Annotated in this window: 19 protein-coding genes; 5 read left to right on the plus strand and 14 right to left on the minus strand. The window is 61.2% G+C overall.

Going from position 1 to position 18694, the window contains the following annotated elements; all coding sequences use genetic code 11:
- Positions 1-54: 54 nt before the first annotated feature.
- The 3 genes from AC2YI2_RS20345 to AC2YI2_RS20355 form a co-directional block, all read right to left on the minus strand.
- Complete coding sequence (locus AC2YI2_RS20345; protein ID WP_487388312.1) at positions 55-1173, minus strand: acyltransferase family protein; 1119 nt, start codon at positions 1171-1173, stop codon at positions 55-57.
- A gap of 328 nt (positions 1174-1501) precedes the next feature.
- Positions 1502-1867 (minus strand): response regulator, encoded by a 366-nt coding sequence (locus AC2YI2_RS20350; protein ID WP_487388313.1) that lies wholly within the window; start codon positions 1865-1867, stop codon positions 1502-1504.
- Complete coding sequence (locus AC2YI2_RS20355; RefSeq protein WP_487388314.1) at positions 1860-2996, minus strand: HWE histidine kinase domain-containing protein; 1137 nt, start codon at positions 2994-2996, stop codon at positions 1860-1862. The genes AC2YI2_RS20350 and AC2YI2_RS20355 overlap by 8 nt, the downstream gene beginning before the upstream one ends.
- Positions 2997-3381: 385 nt before the next feature.
- Between AC2YI2_RS20355 and AC2YI2_RS20360 the strand changes: the two genes are divergently transcribed.
- A complete protein-coding gene (locus AC2YI2_RS20360) occupies positions 3382-4098 on the plus strand; it encodes a ParA family protein (RefSeq protein WP_487388315.1) in 717 nt (238 codons plus the stop codon).
- A 70-nt stretch (positions 4099-4168) separates the two neighbouring features.
- On the plus strand, positions 4169-4843 hold the full coding sequence (locus AC2YI2_RS20365) for a spermidine synthase (RefSeq protein WP_487388316.1): 675 nt from the start codon (positions 4169-4171) through the stop codon (positions 4841-4843).
- 15 nt (positions 4844-4858) lie between these two features.
- On the opposite strand, the gene AC2YI2_RS20370 is transcribed toward AC2YI2_RS20365, so the two are convergent.
- On the minus strand, positions 4859-6679 hold the full coding sequence (locus tag AC2YI2_RS20370; protein ID WP_487388317.1) for a calcium-binding protein: 1821 nt from the start codon (positions 6677-6679) through the stop codon (positions 4859-4861).
- A 245-nt stretch (positions 6680-6924) separates the two neighbouring features.
- Between AC2YI2_RS20370 and AC2YI2_RS20375 the strand changes: the two genes are divergently transcribed.
- The gene (locus tag AC2YI2_RS20375) at positions 6925-7506 is read left to right on the plus strand and encodes a DUF1214 domain-containing protein (RefSeq protein ID WP_487388318.1); all 582 of its coding nucleotides are present in this window, start codon (positions 6925-6927) and stop codon (positions 7504-7506) included.
- Positions 7503-8051: a DUF1254 domain-containing protein gene (locus AC2YI2_RS20380; RefSeq protein WP_487388319.1), complete on the plus strand. Its 549-nt coding sequence runs from the start codon at positions 7503-7505 to the stop codon at positions 8049-8051. The genes AC2YI2_RS20375 and AC2YI2_RS20380 overlap by 4 nt, the downstream gene beginning before the upstream one ends.
- Before the next feature lie 3 nt (positions 8052-8054).
- Here the strand turns inward: AC2YI2_RS20380 and AC2YI2_RS20385 are convergent, their stop codons facing one another.
- The 6 genes from AC2YI2_RS20385 to AC2YI2_RS20410 all read right to left on the minus strand — a co-directional run bounded on the left by AC2YI2_RS20385 (position 8055) and on the right by AC2YI2_RS20410 (position 12883).
- Positions 8055-8816 carry an amino acid ABC transporter ATP-binding protein gene (locus AC2YI2_RS20385; protein ID WP_487388320.1) on the minus strand — a complete coding sequence of 254 codons (762 nt, stop codon included), beginning with the start codon at positions 8814-8816 and terminating at the stop codon, positions 8055-8057.
- Complete coding sequence (locus AC2YI2_RS20390) at positions 8813-9493, minus strand: amino acid ABC transporter permease (protein WP_487388321.1); 681 nt, start codon at positions 9491-9493, stop codon at positions 8813-8815. The genes AC2YI2_RS20385 and AC2YI2_RS20390 overlap by 4 nt, the downstream gene beginning before the upstream one ends.
- A 290-nt stretch (positions 9494-9783) precedes the next feature.
- The gene (locus tag AC2YI2_RS20395) at positions 9784-10557 is read right to left on the minus strand and encodes an amino acid ABC transporter substrate-binding protein (RefSeq protein ID WP_487388322.1); all 774 of its coding nucleotides are present in this window, start codon (positions 10555-10557) and stop codon (positions 9784-9786) included.
- A gap of 252 nt (positions 10558-10809) precedes the next feature.
- Positions 10810-11058, minus strand: coding sequence for a DUF982 domain-containing protein (locus tag AC2YI2_RS20400; protein ID WP_487388323.1), 249 nt, complete (start codon positions 11056-11058; stop codon positions 10810-10812).
- Between the two features lie 427 nt (positions 11059-11485).
- Positions 11486-12550 carry a M14 family metallopeptidase gene (locus AC2YI2_RS20405; protein WP_487388324.1) on the minus strand — a complete coding sequence of 355 codons (1065 nt, stop codon included), beginning with the start codon at positions 12548-12550 and terminating at the stop codon, positions 11486-11488.
- 162 nt (positions 12551-12712) lie between these two features.
- On the minus strand, positions 12713-12883 hold the full coding sequence (locus tag AC2YI2_RS20410) for a hypothetical protein (RefSeq protein WP_487388325.1): 171 nt from the start codon (positions 12881-12883) through the stop codon (positions 12713-12715).
- A gap of 345 nt (positions 12884-13228) precedes the next feature.
- Here AC2YI2_RS20410 and AC2YI2_RS20415 point away from each other — a divergent pair, with 345 nt between their 5' ends.
- Positions 13229-14206, plus strand: a complete 978-nt coding sequence (locus AC2YI2_RS20415; RefSeq protein ID WP_487388326.1) for a DUF2336 domain-containing protein — start codon at positions 13229-13231, stop codon at positions 14204-14206.
- Between the two features lie 83 nt (positions 14207-14289).
- On the opposite strand, the gene AC2YI2_RS20420 is transcribed toward AC2YI2_RS20415, so the two are convergent.
- The 4 genes from AC2YI2_RS20420 to AC2YI2_RS20435 all read right to left on the minus strand — a co-directional run bounded on the left by AC2YI2_RS20420 (position 14290) and on the right by AC2YI2_RS20435 (position 18631).
- The gene (locus AC2YI2_RS20420) at positions 14290-15033 is read right to left on the minus strand and encodes a prephenate dehydrogenase/arogenate dehydrogenase family protein (RefSeq protein ID WP_487388327.1); all 744 of its coding nucleotides are present in this window, start codon (positions 15031-15033) and stop codon (positions 14290-14292) included.
- 369 nt (positions 15034-15402) lie between these two features.
- The gene (locus tag AC2YI2_RS20425; protein ID WP_487388328.1) at positions 15403-15534 is read right to left on the minus strand and encodes a hypothetical protein; all 132 of its coding nucleotides are present in this window, start codon (positions 15532-15534) and stop codon (positions 15403-15405) included.
- 254 nt (positions 15535-15788) lie between these two features.
- A complete protein-coding gene (locus tag AC2YI2_RS20430) occupies positions 15789-17021 on the minus strand; it encodes a calcium-binding protein (protein WP_487388329.1) in 1233 nt (410 codons plus the stop codon).
- 548 nt (positions 17022-17569) lie between these two features.
- Positions 17570-18631 carry a calcium-binding protein gene (locus AC2YI2_RS20435; protein WP_487388330.1) on the minus strand — a complete coding sequence of 354 codons (1062 nt, stop codon included), beginning with the start codon at positions 18629-18631 and terminating at the stop codon, positions 17570-17572.
- Positions 18632-18694: the final 63 nt, after the last annotated feature.

An 18694-nucleotide genomic window follows, 5' to 3' on the forward strand; every position in this document is an offset into this window, starting at 1 on the left:
CGGTAGACGCCACGCTTGGCGCGCAATATTCCGTCGCACTCCCGCGCCTCTGGGCTAGATCTTCTCGCTAATAGCCGACGGAACGGGGCGCAACAATAGGCATGCGACAAGGTCTCTGGCCCGCTTTTCATAGAAGCGGTTCGCCAGCCAGGCCGCCACAAGGGTTAAGCCGACCTCCATCGCCAGGAGCACTGAGACCGGCGGGCGAATGGCGCCCTGCATGACAAGATATTCGAATCCAAGCCCGATCGGATAATGCAGGCAGTAGACCGGGTAGGATAAGGCACCCATCCATATGGATAAGGACACCAACGAGCGCGGCACCGCAACCGTCGCGCCGAGCAGCACCAGCACCGGGAATGAACTGACGGCGACGATGAAGCTGATCCGCAGATCGGCGAGATCGAGGCTGGCTATGCCGCAGATGGCCGCCAACACAAAGGCGACCACGAACGGCGACAACGACGCCAGTCGCCGGTGCAGGTCCCGCATCGACGGGTGAGTGAAGAGGACCTGCAGCAGATAGCCCGCAAAGAACCCGTAATAGACCCTAGGAACACCGGAAGAGAGATTTTCCATACCCCAGCCGCCGACACCGAATCCGGCATACACCCTGAAAACAAGGATGCCATAGGCGGCAAGCACGGTGGCAGCCAGCAGTATCGTACGAATGCGCACCAGTGCGACGAACAACAGATTGACCATCAGTTCGAAAAACAGCGACCAGGCCGGACTGTTGGCCGGAAACAGTTCGCCCGCAAATTCCATGCCGAAAACCGTATTCGTCATGCTGTGGAAAAATGGCAGGTAGAACAGATTGACGACGATCGAGATAAGCGCGCTGGTCGGCCCCATCTCGGTCATGCCGGCCTCGCTGCGCAAGAGCAGTACTATTCCACCCAGCAGAAGCCCGATCAGATAGACCGGATAGAGCCGCGCGAGACGTTGCGCCATAAAGGCCGTCGTGGATAAGCCTGCGGCAATTCGGTCACGATACGCATGTGCGATCACAAAGCCGCTGAGCACGAAGAAGAAATCGACAAACGCGAAACCAATCGGGACGAGCGAAATATCCAGGAATTCGGCAAAATGATAGAGCATAACGATGAAGGCGCCGAGCCCACGCAAGGCATCGAGAAATAGAAATCTCTGCGCGCCTCGGGGTTCGTCCATGGGCTATACCTTCCGCGCTTAGCCGGAGATCCCACTTGCCCGGCCACCCGGTATTAGCGCGCGATCGTATAAATTTTCTAAACAATTACGAGAGAAAAATATCTACGCAACCTAAAGAGTCTCGACACACACTTCCGAGTGCGAAAGGCGGGCCTGTAGAGCGGGAGCCTGCCGCAGCCAGCACGCATTGCAGGGTGTCGAGCGGACGATTTTTTCTCGTGCTCGCCGCCAGAGCCGTGACGCGGCCGCATATCGGAAGACATGCGATCCTGTCCGACCTTCGCCCATCCAAAAATGCGATAGCAAGAGACGACGCGGTATTCTTGAATCAGCTATGTAGGAGACCGGCAAAAGCCCGCGCAAGATGCTCGCATGAATAGGGCTTGCTAAGAAGCGGGCGGTCCTTGAACCCTTCTTCGATTTCGGAGACGCTGCTGCCCGTCGAATAGATGAAGGGTATGCCGGATCTGGCCAGGGCTTGCGCCACGGGATGGCTGCTCTTGCCGTCGAGATTCATGTCCAGCAGCACCGCATCGAACGTCTGTTCCGAAAGGTGGGCCAGCGCCGCCTCGCCTGTTGCCGCGGCGACCGTCGAGATACAGCCCAGTTCTTCGAGCATATCTTCCAGCAGCATCAAGATCAGCATTTCATCTTCGACGATAAGGATGCGCCTTCCGGTGAGCGGCTTATTCATCGCGGATATCTTCCGGTGCCGGAAGCTCCAATGTGCAGACGAGGCCTTCTGGCCTGTAATCCATCTTCACCGAACCATTGAGCTCGTGGGCCAGGCCGCGTTCGAGCACGTTGGAACCAAACCCCTTCCGGGATGGTGCACTTACAACAGGTCCACCTGTCTCGCGCCAGTTCAATACCAGCCGGTTAGCCTTGCCCGGCACAGGAACGATCCCCCAGTCGATCGCAATCGATCCCGTCGTGTTCGAAAGGGCGCCGTATTTTACGGCATTGGTGGCAAGTTCGTTGAAGGCGATACCGAGCGCAAGCACGGCTTTTGGCGGAAAACGGATATTCTGTCCCGTCAGCTTTGCGCGCTGCACCGTACCCCCATCTGCCTCGAATGGCTCCAGGGCATCCCCGATCAGATCGCGCAATCCCGCGCTTTTCCAGTTCTCCCGCGTCAGCAGATCGTGCGAGCGTGAGAGGGCATAAAGACGGGACTGGATAGCCTGCGAAATCTGCTTGGGATCGACTGCGCTGCGCAAACCCTGCAGCACGATCGACTGCACGGTCGCAAGGGTGTTTTTCACCCGATGGTTCAGCTCCTCGATGAGCATCTTCAACTGTCTCTGCTCATCCATATGTCTGGTGAGATCGACGAGCGATGCAAAATACTGGACGATCTTGTCGTCCTTGTCGCGCACCGGGCTTACGATCACCGCGGCCCAGAACACACTCCCATCCTTGCGACGGTAACGGATCTCAGTCCCACTGCCGCCACCGGCAAATTCGGTCCTGATGCTGGAAAGTGCCGTCTCGTCGGCTCCATTGGCCATGAGAAAATTGAAATCCTGGCCCAGAACTTCCTCACGGGCATATCCGGTCAAAGCGAGAAATGCATCATTGACGAATATGATTGGATTGTCAGCGACCGTCGCGTCCATGAAGACCATGGCCATGCGCGTTTCCTGGGCGGCGACTACGAAGGGGCCAAGCCTCTCCTGGACGGCGGCGACATCGGCTTCGGCGCTCTGTTGCTGATCTGATTTTTTCACGATGTCCGTCACGAATGCGGGCTCCGACATCCCCGCCATTGTCTTCCTAAGTCTGTCATGGATGTACAAATCACGCGGCGATTTACCAATCACACGGCTGCATTTCAGAGCATGAAGGATGCTACGGCCATTGCCGGCTTCGCCTCATACGCCGAAAATTGAGACGAGAGCGCACATCTTGCTTCTTACCTCAAACCGAAGCATGCTCGCCTCTCACAAGCAACGCCAAGTTGGCCAAGCTTGATACGGAACCAATACTCCTAGTAGCATTCCCGGTCAATACAATGGCGCATTGGCGACGCGCATTCGCGACGAGGCAGAGGGAGGCAGGTTCATAGAGCGCAACCGGAGAGGTCAAATCAACCACTCTCCCCATTTCTAGGTAGTTAATACTCATCACTCGCCAATAACCTTTCATTAACCATATCTTGACACGATTTCTTAACGAAATAGGACCGACTTGAAAGGAAGCGTGCCCATGCCCGTCATCACGATCGCCAACACCAAAGGCGGCGCGGGGAAAACAACGGCGGCCGTACTCATCGCCACCGAACTTGCGCAGATGGGCCTCAATGTCACCGTCTTCGACAGCGACCCGCAGCATTGGTTCAGCCAGTGGTTCGAGACAGCCAAGCCGCGCGGCACGATCACGCTCATCAACCATGTGACCGCCTCGGCGCTCGAGGGCCATATGCGCCACATGGACAGGACGAATGAGTATTACATCATCGACCTCGCCGGCGAGCGCAACCAGTTGACCGCAACGGCGCTGGCCTTCTCCAATCTCGTGTTGATCCCGGTCCAGGGCGCCGGCATGGATGCCAAGGGCGCGGCGAAGATCCTCGACATTCTCGGCCGCATCAAGGCGGAGACGGGGGTCGATATCCCCCATTCGGTGCTGCTCAGCCGCGTCAACCCTATGGTCACCACCCATTCGCTGCTGGCGATCAAGGGCCTGCTCGCCCAGCGCGGCGTCGATGTCATGGCGACCCCTGTCATCGAGCGCGCGGCGTTCCGCGAGATGTTCGACAAGGGCATCACGCTCTATGACATGGAAGGCGGCAAGGTTTCGAACCTCGACAAGGCGCTGCAGAATGCCCGCCAGCTCGCCGACGAAGTGATGCGCCACCTGCCGGTCCGCGTCATCTCGACCTCGCCGAAGAGACGCCCATGGCAGTGGGGCCGCGCGGCCTGATCTCAGTGCTGGCGCCTTCGCGCGTGAGGATGTAGGGGACTGTCAACGCCCCTACCCGCAAGAGAATGCGATGCAGCCCTGGGAATTGCTGGACGAAGCCAAGATACCCGAAAGCGGCGAGACGCTCAGGCTCAAGCGCCGCGGCCAGGAATATTCGATCATGCTCGGCACCAACGAGCTGATGAACAGCCGCCTCTCCGGTTCGGAGGAAGCGCTCGCCACACTTGCTCTCGAAAAGCTCGCTGGCCGCGAGGGGCCGCACATCCTGATCGGTGGACTCGGCATGGGCTTCACGCTGCGCGCGGCGCTCGCCGTCGTCGATGGCGGGGCCCGGATCACGGTCGCCGAACTCGTGCCCGCCGTCGTCGCCTGGGCGCGCGGGCCGATGGCGACGCTTCATGCCGGCACCCTTGACGATCCGCGTGTCGCGATTTTCGAAGGTGATGTCGGCGCGGCGATCCGCTCGGCTACTGCTGGTTATGATGCGATCCTGCTCGATGTCGACAATGGTCCTGATGGACTAAGCCGGCCGGGCAACGACGCGCTCTATGGCGCGAAGGGTCTCGGCGAAGCCAGGCGTGCGCTCGCGCCGGGCGGCGTGCTCGCCGTCTGGTCATCCCATCCGGATCCGCGCTTCACGCAGAGGCTGAAGCAAGCGGGCTTCGTAACCGAGGAAAAGCCTGTCCGGGCACGCGGCAAATCCGGCGCGCGGCATATGATCTGGCTCGGCGTGCGACCGACCTGACCGGCCAGGGGCCTCTCAAATCTCGAAATGGCCCTTGTCGATATTGCCGATGAATTCAGGGCCATAGGGCGTGTCATCGCCCGCTTTCACCACGAACCAGTTGTCGGTGTAGTTGTTGTAGGTCTTCTCCAGGTGCTTGCCGTCCATCACGTCGAGCTTGACGCCGGGCGCCAGGAGATAGAAGCCCTTGTCATTGTTGATGTGATCGCGCTCCGTGAAGATCTTCTTGATGCCGATCGAGGTGAGATCGATCGTATCGTCACCGGTCAGGTCGGTGAACTGGAAGCGCGCGGTCATCCCCTTGCCGTTCAGCACCTGCGACGGGTCCACGCCGGGTTCGAATTCGATATGGACCACATCGGTACCGCCGCCGGTCTTTATGTCGATCGGCGTCTTTTGCAGCCGATTAATCACCAGCCTCAGTTCGTCGTTGCCGCCGGATAGAGAGAAGGCATCGAATTCATTGAGGTTCACAACCAGGACGCCGGTCACATCGGCATCGAGCTTGAACTTCTCGACATTGCGCAGGTTGAGTTCGCCGGCGTTTATTTGCGCGATCACCGTGTCGGTGCCGCCCTGCTTTGCTTCGACCACCTTGTCGGTATTGATTTCGCCGACGGCGTTGGGGTTGCCGCCAAGGTCGGGATCGCGCTCGCTGTCTCCGCCGAGCACATAGGTATCGTTGCCCTTGCCGCCTTGCAGCGTGTCGGTGTCGCCACCGCCCCAGAGCTTGTCGTTCCCCATGCCGCCAAGGAGAATATCGACGCCCTCGCCGCCATAGAGATTGTCGTCGCCAGCGTCGCCGGCCAGGCGGTCATCGCCGCCCAGGCCGAGCAACACATCGTTGGCGTCGCCGCCGGACAGGATATCGGACACCGCGCTGCCGACGATCAGGTCCTCGTCATTCTTCGCGCTGTTGAAGCTGTCGGCGGGGTCGTCGCCGTTGAGCGTGCCGCCGTTTGCGGAGACGAACAGCAATTCGTCGGCGTGGGCCACCTCGGCGAAATAATGCGCAGCAACTGCAGTGATTGCCGGCTGAAGAAGGCTTGCAATCTGCTCGCGTCCACCGAGCGACGGGTCGCCCATGCCAACGTCCTGCGGATCGAAGGCGTCCTCATAGGTCAGCGCCGTGGCGCGGCGCGCGGTATAGGCCCGGCCGACATCCGCCGCCTCGTCAAAACCGACACTGTTGGGATCGTTATAGAGTTCGAATATAGCCGACTGGTAATAGCGCTGGGCGACCTCTTCCGTGTCGAGCGATGCCAGCGGCGTGCTCGTGATGTAGCGGATGTCGAACCATGGATCGGCGCGGTTGCCGTTCAGCACCAGTGTGTCCATGATGGTCGTGAGATTGTAGCCCTCGTGGGCGAGCGACACCAGCACGGCGCGCTCCTCCGACAGCGCAAACGGAACGCCGCGCCAGCTGTTAAGCCCCGCCTCGATGCTCGACACCGCCGCGGCGAGTGTCGCCATGGCCTGCGCATCGTTCACGAATTCGAAGCGCTGCGGGAAGTCGGAATTCTCGGTACGTATTCCCCAGGTGACCATGACGGCATTGAGCCGGCTTTGCAGCAGAGCGTCATCGCCGGGGGAATAAGACTGGGCGACGACAGCGGCAAGCTGGGTGACCAGCGCCGTCGGAGCCGTCGTGCCGATGATCGCCGATGTCGCCGCGGCGAGATAGGTGGAGAGCGAGATGTCCGCCCCAATTCGCGGCAGACCATCATCGTCGACGAAAGGAAGGAAATGCCGGCCGAAAAGATCGATGAACAAGTCGTAGCGAAAGTCGGGATATTGAGCGCTGGTATCCGTGAGGAGGTCATAAACAATCGCCATGCAGAACTCCTTGGCTCAGGCCCGGTAACACCTCAAACGGGTTACAGACATATCCCGCCAGAACGTCAAAATCCTATAGAATTGCGGCTGAACTTGGAAGAGCGGGGGGACGACCTTGTTTCATATCTGGTCGGAACCACTCAACAGCACAAGCGTCAAGGTCGCATTGCGCGGCATTTCCTGAAACGGGAATCAATGCTAACGCTTCGTCTCGAACACCAGCCGAAAAGCGTATCCCGTATCCGATGCTCCGACTGCCCTTCCTCGTCGCACTCGCGCTTTTGACCGCCTTCGGCCTGGGCATCGGCTCCGCCGTCGGCATGCTCGATGCATCCTCGGGTTTCGGTGCGATCAAGCTCGGGCCCTGGGCTGCCTTTCCGGAAGCGCAAACCGCCTCCGCCGACCCCTATGCGCGTTCGCACCGCGCGCGCGCCGGCAAGCTGCTATATGCAGCCGCCGAGGGGCTGCAATTTCAGGCCGACAACGACGACGAGGGCAACCGACTCTCCCCGCGCTGCACCTATGCGCTCGATGGCATGACGCCGCCCGCGCGCTTCTGGACGCTCTATGCCGCCAGCCAGGACATGGAGCCGCTCACGCCGCCGCGCTATCTGCCGGCCGCCTTCAATGCCTGGAACGTGCTGCGGCGTGCGGATGGCAGCATCCGCGTGCTGATCTCGGCGCGCGCCCAGCCGGGCAACTGGCTGGCGCTCAATGAAGGCCAGCCCTTCCGGCTTGTTCTGACCCTGCTCGATACGCCCACAGCCGGCTCCTCCGAAGTGCTCGAAATCCGCATGCCTAAGCTCGCAAAGGTGAGCTGCCCATGATCCGGGGCATGCTGTTCGCCATACTGGTCGGTCTCGCCGGTGCCGCGGTGCTGCATATCGTCATCGTCATGGCGCTCCCCTCCTTTACAGGGCTCGACGCCTATACACGTCTCCAGAGCTACGAAGCGCCGAACCGCTTCGTGATTTTCGCGTCCAAGCCCGACGAAAACGGCTTCTCCGACGGCGATCCCTATCTCCGGGTCTCGGCCTGCACCTTCGATGTCGGCGAGCGGCCGGTGCATCTGATGGCGTCGGGCGCGGTGCCCTTCTGGTCCTTCGCGGTCTATGACTCCTCGTCCAACGAAGTCTTCTCGATGAACGACCGCTCCGCCGCGGGCGGCGACCTCGACGCCATCATCGCCTCGCCCCAGCAACTGGCCGGCATCCGCAAGACCAATCCCGATATCATCTCCGAAAGCGTTCTGATCGAAATGCCGCGACCCGAGGGCTATATCGTGCTGCGCGCACTGGCGCCCGCCGCGTCGTTCGAGGAAGGGGCGAAGGCGTTTCTCACCGAGGCGAGCTGTGAGCCCTATGAGGGGTAGCCCTCAAATGTCGTAGCTCACCGCCGTATTCAGCGAGGCGATGAACCGCTTCGTCCGCTGGCGCTCCGGCGCCTGGAAGATCGCCTTGGGCGGGCCGCTTTCCACCACCACGCCGCCGTCGAGGAAGACCACGTGATCGGCGACGCGGGAGGCCAGACGCAGGTCGTGCGTGGCCATGACCATGGTCGTGCCCTCGCGTGCCAACCGCGACAGGACCTCGACGACTTCTTCGGCCAGTTCCGGATCGAGCGCCGAGGTCGGCTCGTCGCAGAGTAGCACGCGGGGCGACGGCGCGAGCGCGCGGGCGATGGCGACGCGCTGCTGCTGGCCGCCCGACAGCGTCGAAGGCCAGGCGTCGGCCTTGTGGCCCATGCCGACCTTGTCAAGCAGTTCAAGCGCTCTCGTGCGAGCCTTGTCGGCCGGCCATTTCAGGACCGTGACCAGGCCTTCCATGACATTGCCTATCGCCGTCTGATGCGGGAAGAGCTGGAAATTCTGAAACACCATGCCGGTCTGGCGGCGCAGCTTCTGGACATCGGCCCAGGCGGGCTTGCGGCCGGGGGCAAAGCCGAGCTTCTCTTCACCGATGCGGATCGCGCCGGAGGTCGGGATTTCCAGGAGATTGATGCAGCGCAACAACGTCGACTTGCCGCCGCCCGATGGACCGACCAGAGCGGTCACGGAGCCCTCAGGCAGCGTCAAGCTGATATCCTTCAGGACATGGTTGTCGCCGAACTTCTTTTCGATGTGGGAAAGCTCGATCATGCCCGCGCCTCCAGATAGCCGCCATAGCGTTCGAAGCGCTTCTCCAATCGCACTTGCAGCGTCGACAGCACCGTGCTCAACGCCAGATAGATGATCGCTGCCTCGATATAGAGGATCAGCGGCTCGTAGGTGGTGGCGACGACGCGCTGGGCGGTCTGGAACAGTTCCGGCACGGTGATGGCGGCGGCGAGCGAGGTGTCCTTGACCAGCGAAATGAAGGTGTTCGACAGCGGCGGCACCGAGACACGGGTCGCCTGGGGCAGGATGGTGCGGCGCATTGCCTGACTCCAGCTCATGCCGATCGAATAGGCCGCCTCCCACTGGCCGCGCGGCACCGAGGAGATCGCGGCGCGGATGATCTCGGACGTATAGGCGCCGACATTCAGCGTGAAGCCGATCAGCGCGGCGGGAAAGGCATCGAGCAGGATGCCGATGCTCGGCAGGCCATAGAAGATGACGAAGAGCTGGACCAAAAGCGGCGTGCCGCGGAAGATCCAGACATAGAAGCGGGCGAGAAGCACCAACGGCTTTGCCGCGAAAAGCCGCGTGACGGCGGTGACAAGGCCGAGACCGAGACCGAGCACGAAGGAGAGGAGCGTCAGCGGGATGGTGAAGATCAGGCCAGCCCAGAGAAGGGCTGGGAGCGAGTCCAGCATCAGTTGCAGCCAGTGCGGCAAGGTGGTGTCCTTTCGGTTGGTGGCGCGGGTAAGGTATTCTCCGAAAGATGCCGAGAACACCCCTCACCAAGCGCGTCCAGCATTCGCCTTCGGCTCATGCGGACCTGCTATCCTCTCCCGCAAGGGGAGAGGCAAGGTGCCACGCGCTCGGTCCTCAGATGGGGCACCGAGGGGTGCAGCAGATCTACCTCTCCCCATGTGGGAGAGGATACGCAGGCCGGGTGAACGTCAGTGAACCCTTGGCCGAAGTTGGTGAGGGGTGCAAAAGCCCCTCACCTCTCGCTCAAACCCTACTTCGAAACATCCGCCCCAAAGTACTTGTCCGCGATTTTCTGATACGTCCCGTCCGCCTTGATATCGGCAATCGCCTTGTCGATCGCGGCCTTCAGGTCGGCATCGCCCTTGCGGAAGATGATGCCGGAATAATCGGCATCGGCCTGCTCGGCGGCGATCTTCACCGGGGCATCCGGCTTGTGTTTCTTGAAGTCGAGGTAGGACAGGCTGTCATTGATGGTGGCATCGGCGCGACCGGTGAGCACGAGCTGGATCGATTGGTCGAAGCCGTCGGTGCCGACGAGTTCGGCGCCCGAAGCGGTTGCCAGCTTGCCGAAGTTCGAGGTCAGCGACTGGGCCGACGTCTTGCCCTTGAGGTCGTCGAAGCCCTTGATGCTGTCGTCATCGGAACGGATGATCAGCACGGCCTTGGAGGCGATATAGGGCTCGGAGAAATCGTATTTCTGCTTGCGCTCGTCGGTGATGCCGACCTGGTTGATCACCACGTCATAGCGGTTCGCATCGAGGCCGGCGATCAGGCCGTCCCACTTGCCTTCGAGATATTCCGGCTTCACGCCGAGTTTTTGCGCGATGGCCTCGCCGATCTCGACGTCGAAGCCAACCAGCTTGCCATCGGTATCATGATAGGTGAAGGGCGCGTAGGTGCCCTCGGTGCCGATCTTCAGCACGCCTGATGACTTGATCGCGTCGAGATTCTCGCCGGCCATGACCGGAACCACCAGAGCGGCCTGAAGAAGGGCGGCGCCCGCGATTGTCTTGAGCCAGTTCATTGTCATTCTCCATTCATTCCATTGGGGTGAAGGAGAGATAACAAATCCCGGCGCGTGATGTTGCGTAGGGGATTGCGCAAAAAAGCGGCAGATGCGGAATACTATTGCTGCATCGCGAGACTTTCTGTCCAACCGTTCGAACGGCGGAGGAAAACTGCGTCAAATGCAGAATGAGAATCCACCTAACAGGCGACATCAAGGACATCGCCGGCTTGAGTGTCCGGCGCAAACAGGGGTCGAGCGTCAGTCGGCTCAGCGCAGGATGGCGAGATCCGCCTCACGGGCCGCAAGCAACAGCGCACGCCGCGCATAGGCCGAACCGCGCCGGCCCTCCTGCACGGCAGCGCAGGCCCGCAGCGCGCGCATGAAGGCGAAACCTTCGAGCCTCGGCCATTTCTCGGCCAGGAACCAGGCCGCCTCGCGAACGCTTCGGATCGTGAACCTGCTCTTCCCGCCTGAACTCAAAGTCACCGGTACGCTGAAAAATTTGTCATCTGTCATCTGCATTCTCCCGCGCCAGACAATGCTGTGACCGGACGAAGGTTCCCGCAGAAAAGCCGATAAAATTTAGTCACTTATCGGTGATCAGCGATCCCGTCCTAGCCGGCGCTCCGCCGGGACTCGGCGGCAAGCAAGGGTTACCATGCAAAGCCTATGCCAGGCTTGCAATCACAAGTTCTTGCTAATGGGACGACCAATCTCGGAAGGCGGGTCTCCAGCGTCTGGAAATTTCATCGCCGCTGCGCGCCTCCTTTCAATTCCGCAAAGCAGAGGCTAACAGCACCCCCGACGTTCCGCGGGATGAAAAATGCGTGCTGATCGGTCCTCCGGGACGGATCTCCGACATGATCAACAATGCGCGCAATCGTGAAGGCGGGCCGTCCCGTGTTTGGCTTTTCGCCCGCCTGAAGCGACCCTTCTGCCCTCGTTAATCCTCCAGCGCCCCGCCCTTCTTCCGCTTGGCATGCGACAGCTCCGAGCTGGCGATCTTCATCAGGTTGTCGCCGCGCCGGACAAAGCGTCTGGTGACGCGGGTGACGATCGTGCCCTCGGTCGGCGCGGTCACCTTCACGTCGCCCGCGGGATCGCCCGGCGTGGTGACGATGGTGGCAAGGTGATCGCCCTTTTCGACGACCTCGCCATATTCGCGCTCGAACAGCACCATGCCCGAGACCGGGGAATTGACCATCTGCACATAGTCGAGGCCGGCGACGGGGCCGGAGAATTCCTCGCGGCGGATCGGCTCGCCTGATATGACGCCGCGGCGCTGCAGGAAGGCGTAAAGGCCTTCGGCATCCATGCGGCCGAGAACCGGATCGACATCGGCGAGGCCGCGGAATTCCATGGTGATCGAGATGCGGCCTTCGGACCAATGCTTGCGTGTGCCGAGCGGGCCATGCTCCCAGACATGGGTCACCGCATCCTCGAAAGCCGAACTGTTGCCATCCGACAGCAGCACGGCTTCGAGGCCCATGCTTTCGGCGAGATCCGTCGCGGTGGGCCAATAGGCCTCGTGCAGGTAGGAATAGAGCTGGCTCTCGTCGTCGCAATGCAGGTCGAGCATCAGGTCGGCACCGGATGCCATATGCAGCAGATGGCGCTTGAGCTGCTCGGTCGCGGGCAGTGTCGCGATATCTTCGAGCAGGCTGTCGCGCTCGTCGAGCCCGATCAGCGGATAATCGCGGTTGAAATTGGTGCGGCTGCCGAGATCGAAACGTCCTTCCATGCCGCCGTTGACATACTGGCTGGCGCCGATGGGGTTGGCGCGCGGCACGACAGTGATGGAGCCGAGCAGATCGCCCCGCGCCTCGGCCGCCTCAAGCATCGGCACCAGAAAATGGAGTGCCGCAGTGCCCGGCAGTTCCTCGGCATGCAGCGCAGCCTGCGTGTAGACCCGTGGCGCCGTGGGATCGCGGCCCTCGAAGGTCAGGACGGGCAAACGATATTCGACGCCAGGCACATCGCCGGCGATTGTTATCTCGGATTTCTGCATGATTTCTGATTCCAGGCTGGGGTCTGCTGGAACCGTTCTAGGCCGTTGACGGCCGGCCCGCAATCGTGCGGGGAGAATTCTGCGGCCCTCCTGGGATCGGACCGGTGCCAGAATTAGTCACATTGTGCCCCGGGTGGCGGCCCGGAACCCGATTTGCTGCGCTCAGTGCTTCTTGCGCTTCGTGCCGTTCGACCGGGTTTCCGGTGTATGGCGCTTGTCGGTCAGCCGCTCATAGCGGATGCCCGTGAAGAGCAGTATTTGAGCCTCGCATGGTTCGATGGGCCGCCTGGGCAGCTTGTCGAGCCTTTCCTGCAATCGTATCACTTCTGCCATTCTCGTCTCCATTGAAGGATATGAGACGGATGAACTGGGATCGATCTCATCCTGCCGGTTATCCGGCAGACGCCTTCCCTAGCCTAGGAGGCCAGGAACAATCGCGCCTTTCTCCTTTCTTCAGCCGTCGGGAAAGATATAATCCAGCTCGAACGGCCAGTCTGTTACGCAGGGTACAAGGTGGAGCGTCAACTGTTAACGACACCTTATGGTCCGTGATCAAATCATGGCATAGTTAACACTCCTTAAACAGTTTGCCTATAATTTTTGAAAACTGTCCTTGTCCTGCGTATCCCGGGTAGCTTTCGCGTGTCTGACCGATTTAGAGAACTGGAAGTGCCGCTGATGCGGATGAAAGATGTAGTGCTGATGGCTACCGTGTCGACCTTCGAAAGCATGTCCCAGCCGGGGCGCCATGAGCTCAAGCAGTTTTCCGAACTTTTCGAACCGATCTTCAAGGCGTCCGGCATGGAAGCCCGCCGCAATGCCATCGCCGCACTGTCCCGCTGCCAGACGTTGCCCGACCAGATTGCCTGGTTCATCGCCACCCAGCCGATCGCCATGGCCGCGATCTTCGTGACGACCAGCCCTGCCCTGTCAGACACGATGCTGATCGAGCTCGCCCGGACCCAGGGGCCGGCCTATGCCCGCGCCGTTGCGGCCCGCGACAATCTTTCGGTCAAGGTGGTCGACGCCCTGGTGTCGATGCATACCGCACTCGAAAAACACCTCAGTGAAGACGCGATCGTGCCGCGCGATGCGGAAGCCGCGCTCTTCGGCGAACAGGGTTTCGTGATGACCCGCGAGGAGCAGGTCCGCCAGCAGCTCAAGTCGCTGGTCCAGCGCGACACGATCGCGCGCGCTGCCGAGACGCCTGACAATCTCGATGACATGAGCATCAACCTGCTCGTCCGCTTCGCCCGGCTCCGCGAGGCCCGCAATTTCTCGCATGCGCTGGCCGATGCGCTGGGATCGAGCCGCTGGCTCTCCGAGCGCATCATGCTCGACATTTCAGGCCAGCAGCTCGGCACGGCGCTGATGGCGCTCGGCGCCGAACCGGCCGACGGCCAGTTCATGCTCGCCCAGCTCTATCCGCATCTCGGCGAGGCAATCGACGGCAAGAGCCGTTCGCAGGTCTTGTGGGAGGGCCTCGATCCGGAGCGTTGCGACGAACGCATGCTCGCCTGGCTCCGCGCCGACGACGAGGCCGAAGGCCGTACGCCGATGGCGGAAGTCGCCAACGCCAATGACGAGTCCGAGCGGCAGGCCGTTGTGGATCGCCCGGTCTTTGGTCGGCGGAGAGCAGTGGGAACGCGGCGGTAAGTCTTCCAGCATCTTTCCGCGGCGTTCCCGAAATCGGCGACCGGAACCGTCTGCGCCGCTTACCGCCAAACACCTGCCCGGGCTCAACTCGGCTGATCCAGCGCCGAAGCGATGGACTTGAACCGCGTCAGGATATCCCCGGCATAGGGATTGCCGCGCAGGATCGCCTGGAACACTTCCGGCGCGTCGTGGCGGACCATGTCGATGGCGGACATCAGGCGCTCGAAACTCTGCGTGGTCATGCGCGTCGGCTTGAGATCCATCCTCACCAGCACGCTCGCCACCAGGTGCGTGATCCCCTGGACCTGCGCGATGTCCCGGTCGTGCTCCTCGGGTGTCGTCATGATGACATCGAGGCCGAGCTTGCGGCAGACGGCGGCAACCCGGAAGCGGCGGCCCCGGATCGGGCATATCGCGATCCGATGGCCATGGATGCCGTCGCGCGCGCTTTGCGGCCCGAACAGCGGATGGGTCGCGACAATCTCGACATCGGCCGGAAGCAGCTCCCGCATGATGCGGGCCGGCTCGATCTTGACGCTGCCGACATCCGCGACGATCGCTCCCGGCTTCAGGAGCGGCGCGAGGCGGCCTACCACATCGTGCATCTGGCCGACCGGGACGGCGAGAATAACGACGGGGCACGACGCAACGGTTTCGAACGGCACGACCGACACGCCGAGTGCGTTCGCCCGCGCCGTGTCCGCCTCGACATCGAAGGCCAGGATGCGGAAATGCCGGCACAGCTGCCGGGCCATCAATTGGCCGAAGGCGCCAAAGCCGATGATGCCGACAGGCGAATGCGCGGCTTGATCTGGATTGCTAGACATGACGTCCTCTCGAAGGCCACTCGGCCAGAGACGTCCGTCGCTTCAACCGCTGGCCAGGCAGCGGTTGAACAAAATGATGAACCCGCCGCTATGTGAGCAGCGCGTAATAGATCCCGGTGTTGATCGGTGCGTTCATCATCGGCTTGCAATACGGAACGGGTCGGCAAAAGTCAATCCGCCGGAGGCGGAAACAGCAAGTATTTCGGCGATAACGATCTTGGATGCCATTGCTTCATCTTGGTGTTGCCGACGCCTTGAAGAATAAACGCGGGCAACACCGACATCCGAATGCAACATCCAAATAAAAAAATCCGGGAATGGCGCAGGGGAGAGCCATTCCCGGACTGGGGGTCAGAAGACTGGAGGTCTTCAGAAAATCGATAAACGGCGTTCTTCTTCGGCTTCGCGGGCCTCGCGGGTCGCGGCAACGATCGATGATGTAAAGGTCGCCACGAACATGGCGGAGATCAGGGTGGCGAACAGGCCGAGCGCAAATGTCATTGTCTCATCCTCTCTTTATCGAGCGCCCTGGGCCTCTGGCCGGCGCTCTACTTTCCCTGTTGACGCTCACGATGCCCGCTTTATTCGGCTTCGCTCATCAACTTGCTGCTGATGTAACGAAGATCGCACCGATTTGTTTCACGCCGGTGTCGAAACAAGGTGAATTTTGTTTCACCAGCCCGGTTCGCGGGTGCGCGAAATATCCTGTTCCAGACCGCAACGGCCCGGTTGCGGGGCAACCGGGCCGTCGGCGGTCAGATCACCGCGATGTCGTTGAAGTCGAAGTCGGATTTGAGCAGGCCCTCGATGATGATCTTGTCGCCACCACCGAAGTTGATCACCGTGTCGCCGCTGTTCTGGGTGATGTTGAGGGCATCGAAGTCAGCCTGGGTCGTAACGCCGGCGATCGACACGAGATCGGTCATGTCCGCGAAATCGGTGATCCTGTCGACGCCGGCGCGGTTGAAGACGAAATAGTCCTGGCCGTTGCCGCCTTCCAGCGTGTCGTCGCCGCCGAAGCCGCGCAGGTAGTCGGTGCCGCCACCACCCTTCAGCACGTTGTTGCCTTCATTGCCGTAGAGGAAGTTGCCGGCGCCATTGCCGGTAGCGTTGATGTTCTTGTTGCCGAGCAGATGCAGCACCTCGACATTGGCCGCGAGCTTGTGCGACGCGGTCGCGAAGACCTCGTCGAAGCCGGTACCGGCGCCGGACTGCTCGATGATCTTGATCTTGGCCGCACCGACATAGAAGTCGTCATCGCCGTCGCCGCCTTCGACCCTGCCGTTGACCGTTCCCTTGCGAGTGTCGAGGATGTCCTCGCCTTCGCCCAGAAGGATGTCGCCGACGATCTTGCCGGTGTTCTTGATGATCAGCTCAGCCATGGCACTTTCGATCGCCGCGCCGTCGCTGCGCAGGATACCGTGATTGACGATGTTGGCGGTGCCGTTGCTATTGAGCAGGATCGCGTTGAGATCGCCTGAGATTTCCGCGCCCTTGGCGTTCTCGATGAGCGTCCCCGACGCGTCGAAGGAGATGCCGTAATCCCCACCGTCGATTTCGCCGTAATTGTAGATCTGCGAGCCTGAACCGTCATGCTCGATGCCGAAGAAGCCCCGGATCGTGCCGTAGTTTTCGACATCGCTCCAGATCGCGCCCTGCACGCCATAGTCGTCGCCTTCGACCAGCCCGCGATTGACGATATGCGCACCGGCCGCGGCGGAGAAGATGCCGCTCACGCCCTTGGCCGCGTCGATGTGGGAGTTCGCGCCGACATAGAGCTCGGAATTCGAGCCGTTGAGATAGACGCCATAGGCCATGCCCTTGACTTCGATATCGCCGAGCACCTTGATCGTGCTGCCGTCCTGGCCGCCTTCATAGATGCCGTGACCGTTGTTGACGGTGATCTTGGCGTCCTTGGTAAGCGTCCAGGTCTGGTTGGAGGCGTCGATCATCCATGTCGTGTTGCGATTGGTGTTCTGGGTAGGCATATACGGACTCTCCTTTTCCGGGCCGGCGCGTTGCCGTTGGCCGCCCGTAACGTGCATTCGCTGACTTCTGGCTTCGATACGAACCGTCTGCGATGGTTATTCCTATGAGGCGGTGGGGCTCTCACAGATGTCGCCGGCGTGACACAAGGTGTGGCAGTTCAGGCCTCGCGAGAGAGGTCGCCCCGGCAGAATGGTCCGCCCTGCCGGGGCGTCCGGCGCGCAATACGAAACGCCGCCGCCGGATGTGAATTGCTGTTTGCGCACCGGGAGTTGCGCGCTCGCAGCACCGACTGGAAGGACGAAAAACTGTATGCTTCATCGTCGGTTTCGTGGTTTTGACGTGGGGGCGCCGCGGTTTATTCCGGTACGTTTTCTTCATGTTACCGGCGGAACAGGGCACCCACAGAAACAAGCGTTTCGGCACGGCGAAGCCCGCGGGTCGCGGGCTTTGACCCGCGGCCCGCCGCCGATAGGGGCCGGAACCCCCGATCAGCCGAACAGGATATAGTTGGCGTTGAGGTCGCTCACGTCGGAATTGGCGAGAACGATCACGTCGTCGCCATAGGTGATCCAGAGGTCGTTGCCCTGCTGGGCGACGTGGTTGGCGACAAGGTCGGCAAAGTCGCTCGCGCCCTTGAGGCCGTCGAGATGGAGCCTGTCCGTGGCCCAGGCATAATCCGAGACGCATCCATGCCGGTGCCGCGCGCAAAGTGGAACTCGTCCGCACCGTTGCCGCCGATCAGCACGTCGTCGCCACGGCCGCCCTTGAGGACGTCGTTGCCTTCACCTCCGATCAATGTGTTGCGGCCGGCATTGCCGATCAGCGTGTTGGCGGCGTCGTTACCCATGCCGGTGAAATCGCCCTTGCCGATCAGGGTCAGGTCCTCGACATTGACGGAGAGCGACATGCTGAAAGCGGCCTTGACGAGGTCGTGCCCTTCATTGGGGCCATTGTTCTCGAAGATGTCGACGCCCGGTTTCCGCAGAATGTAAGTGTCGTTTCCCGCACTGCCTTCGACCTCGCCGGAAACGCTGCCCGAGAGAAGGACGAATGTGTCGTCGCCCGAGCCGAGCAGCACGTCGCCCTCGATGGTGCCGCTGTTGATGATCTTGTCGACGCCGGCGGTGCTGCGGATGGCAAAGCTCTCGCCGGAAATCGTGCCGCTGTTGCGGATCAGGCCGACGTCATCGATGGAGGTGCTGAGATAGACACCGGCATATTTTCCGCTGATCTCGCCCCTGTTGATGATCGTGCCGGACCCGAAGGTGCTTATGCCGTCGCCGCCGAGCCCGGCAATGCGGCCGTCATTGGTGAAGACATGGCCGTCGCCATGGGAATCGATGCCGTCCTGGGTGGCAATGATCTTGCCCGTCCTGCCGACGTCGACCGTCGTGGCTTGCGAGGCATCAGTCGTGTAGATACGGAGGCCGGTCTGCCCCTTGACCGTGCCCGCGATCTCATAGGCTACGTCGCGCAGGTCGTCGTTCGTGTAGAGCGCGCGGCTCGAAGTGCCGGCGTTGACGGTGTCGCCCTGCTCGAGCACGTAGGTCGTGTTGGATTTTTCGGCGATGTAGATTTCCAGGCGGTTGCCGATATTGACGGTCTTCATTTGTCTTGAGCCTCATGTCTGTCGAACTATGATGAGACCTGTCTAAGTGGCTGCTGTTTCAGC

The sequence above is a fragment of the Rhizobium sp. SRI_017 genome, from assembly GCF_057586295.1.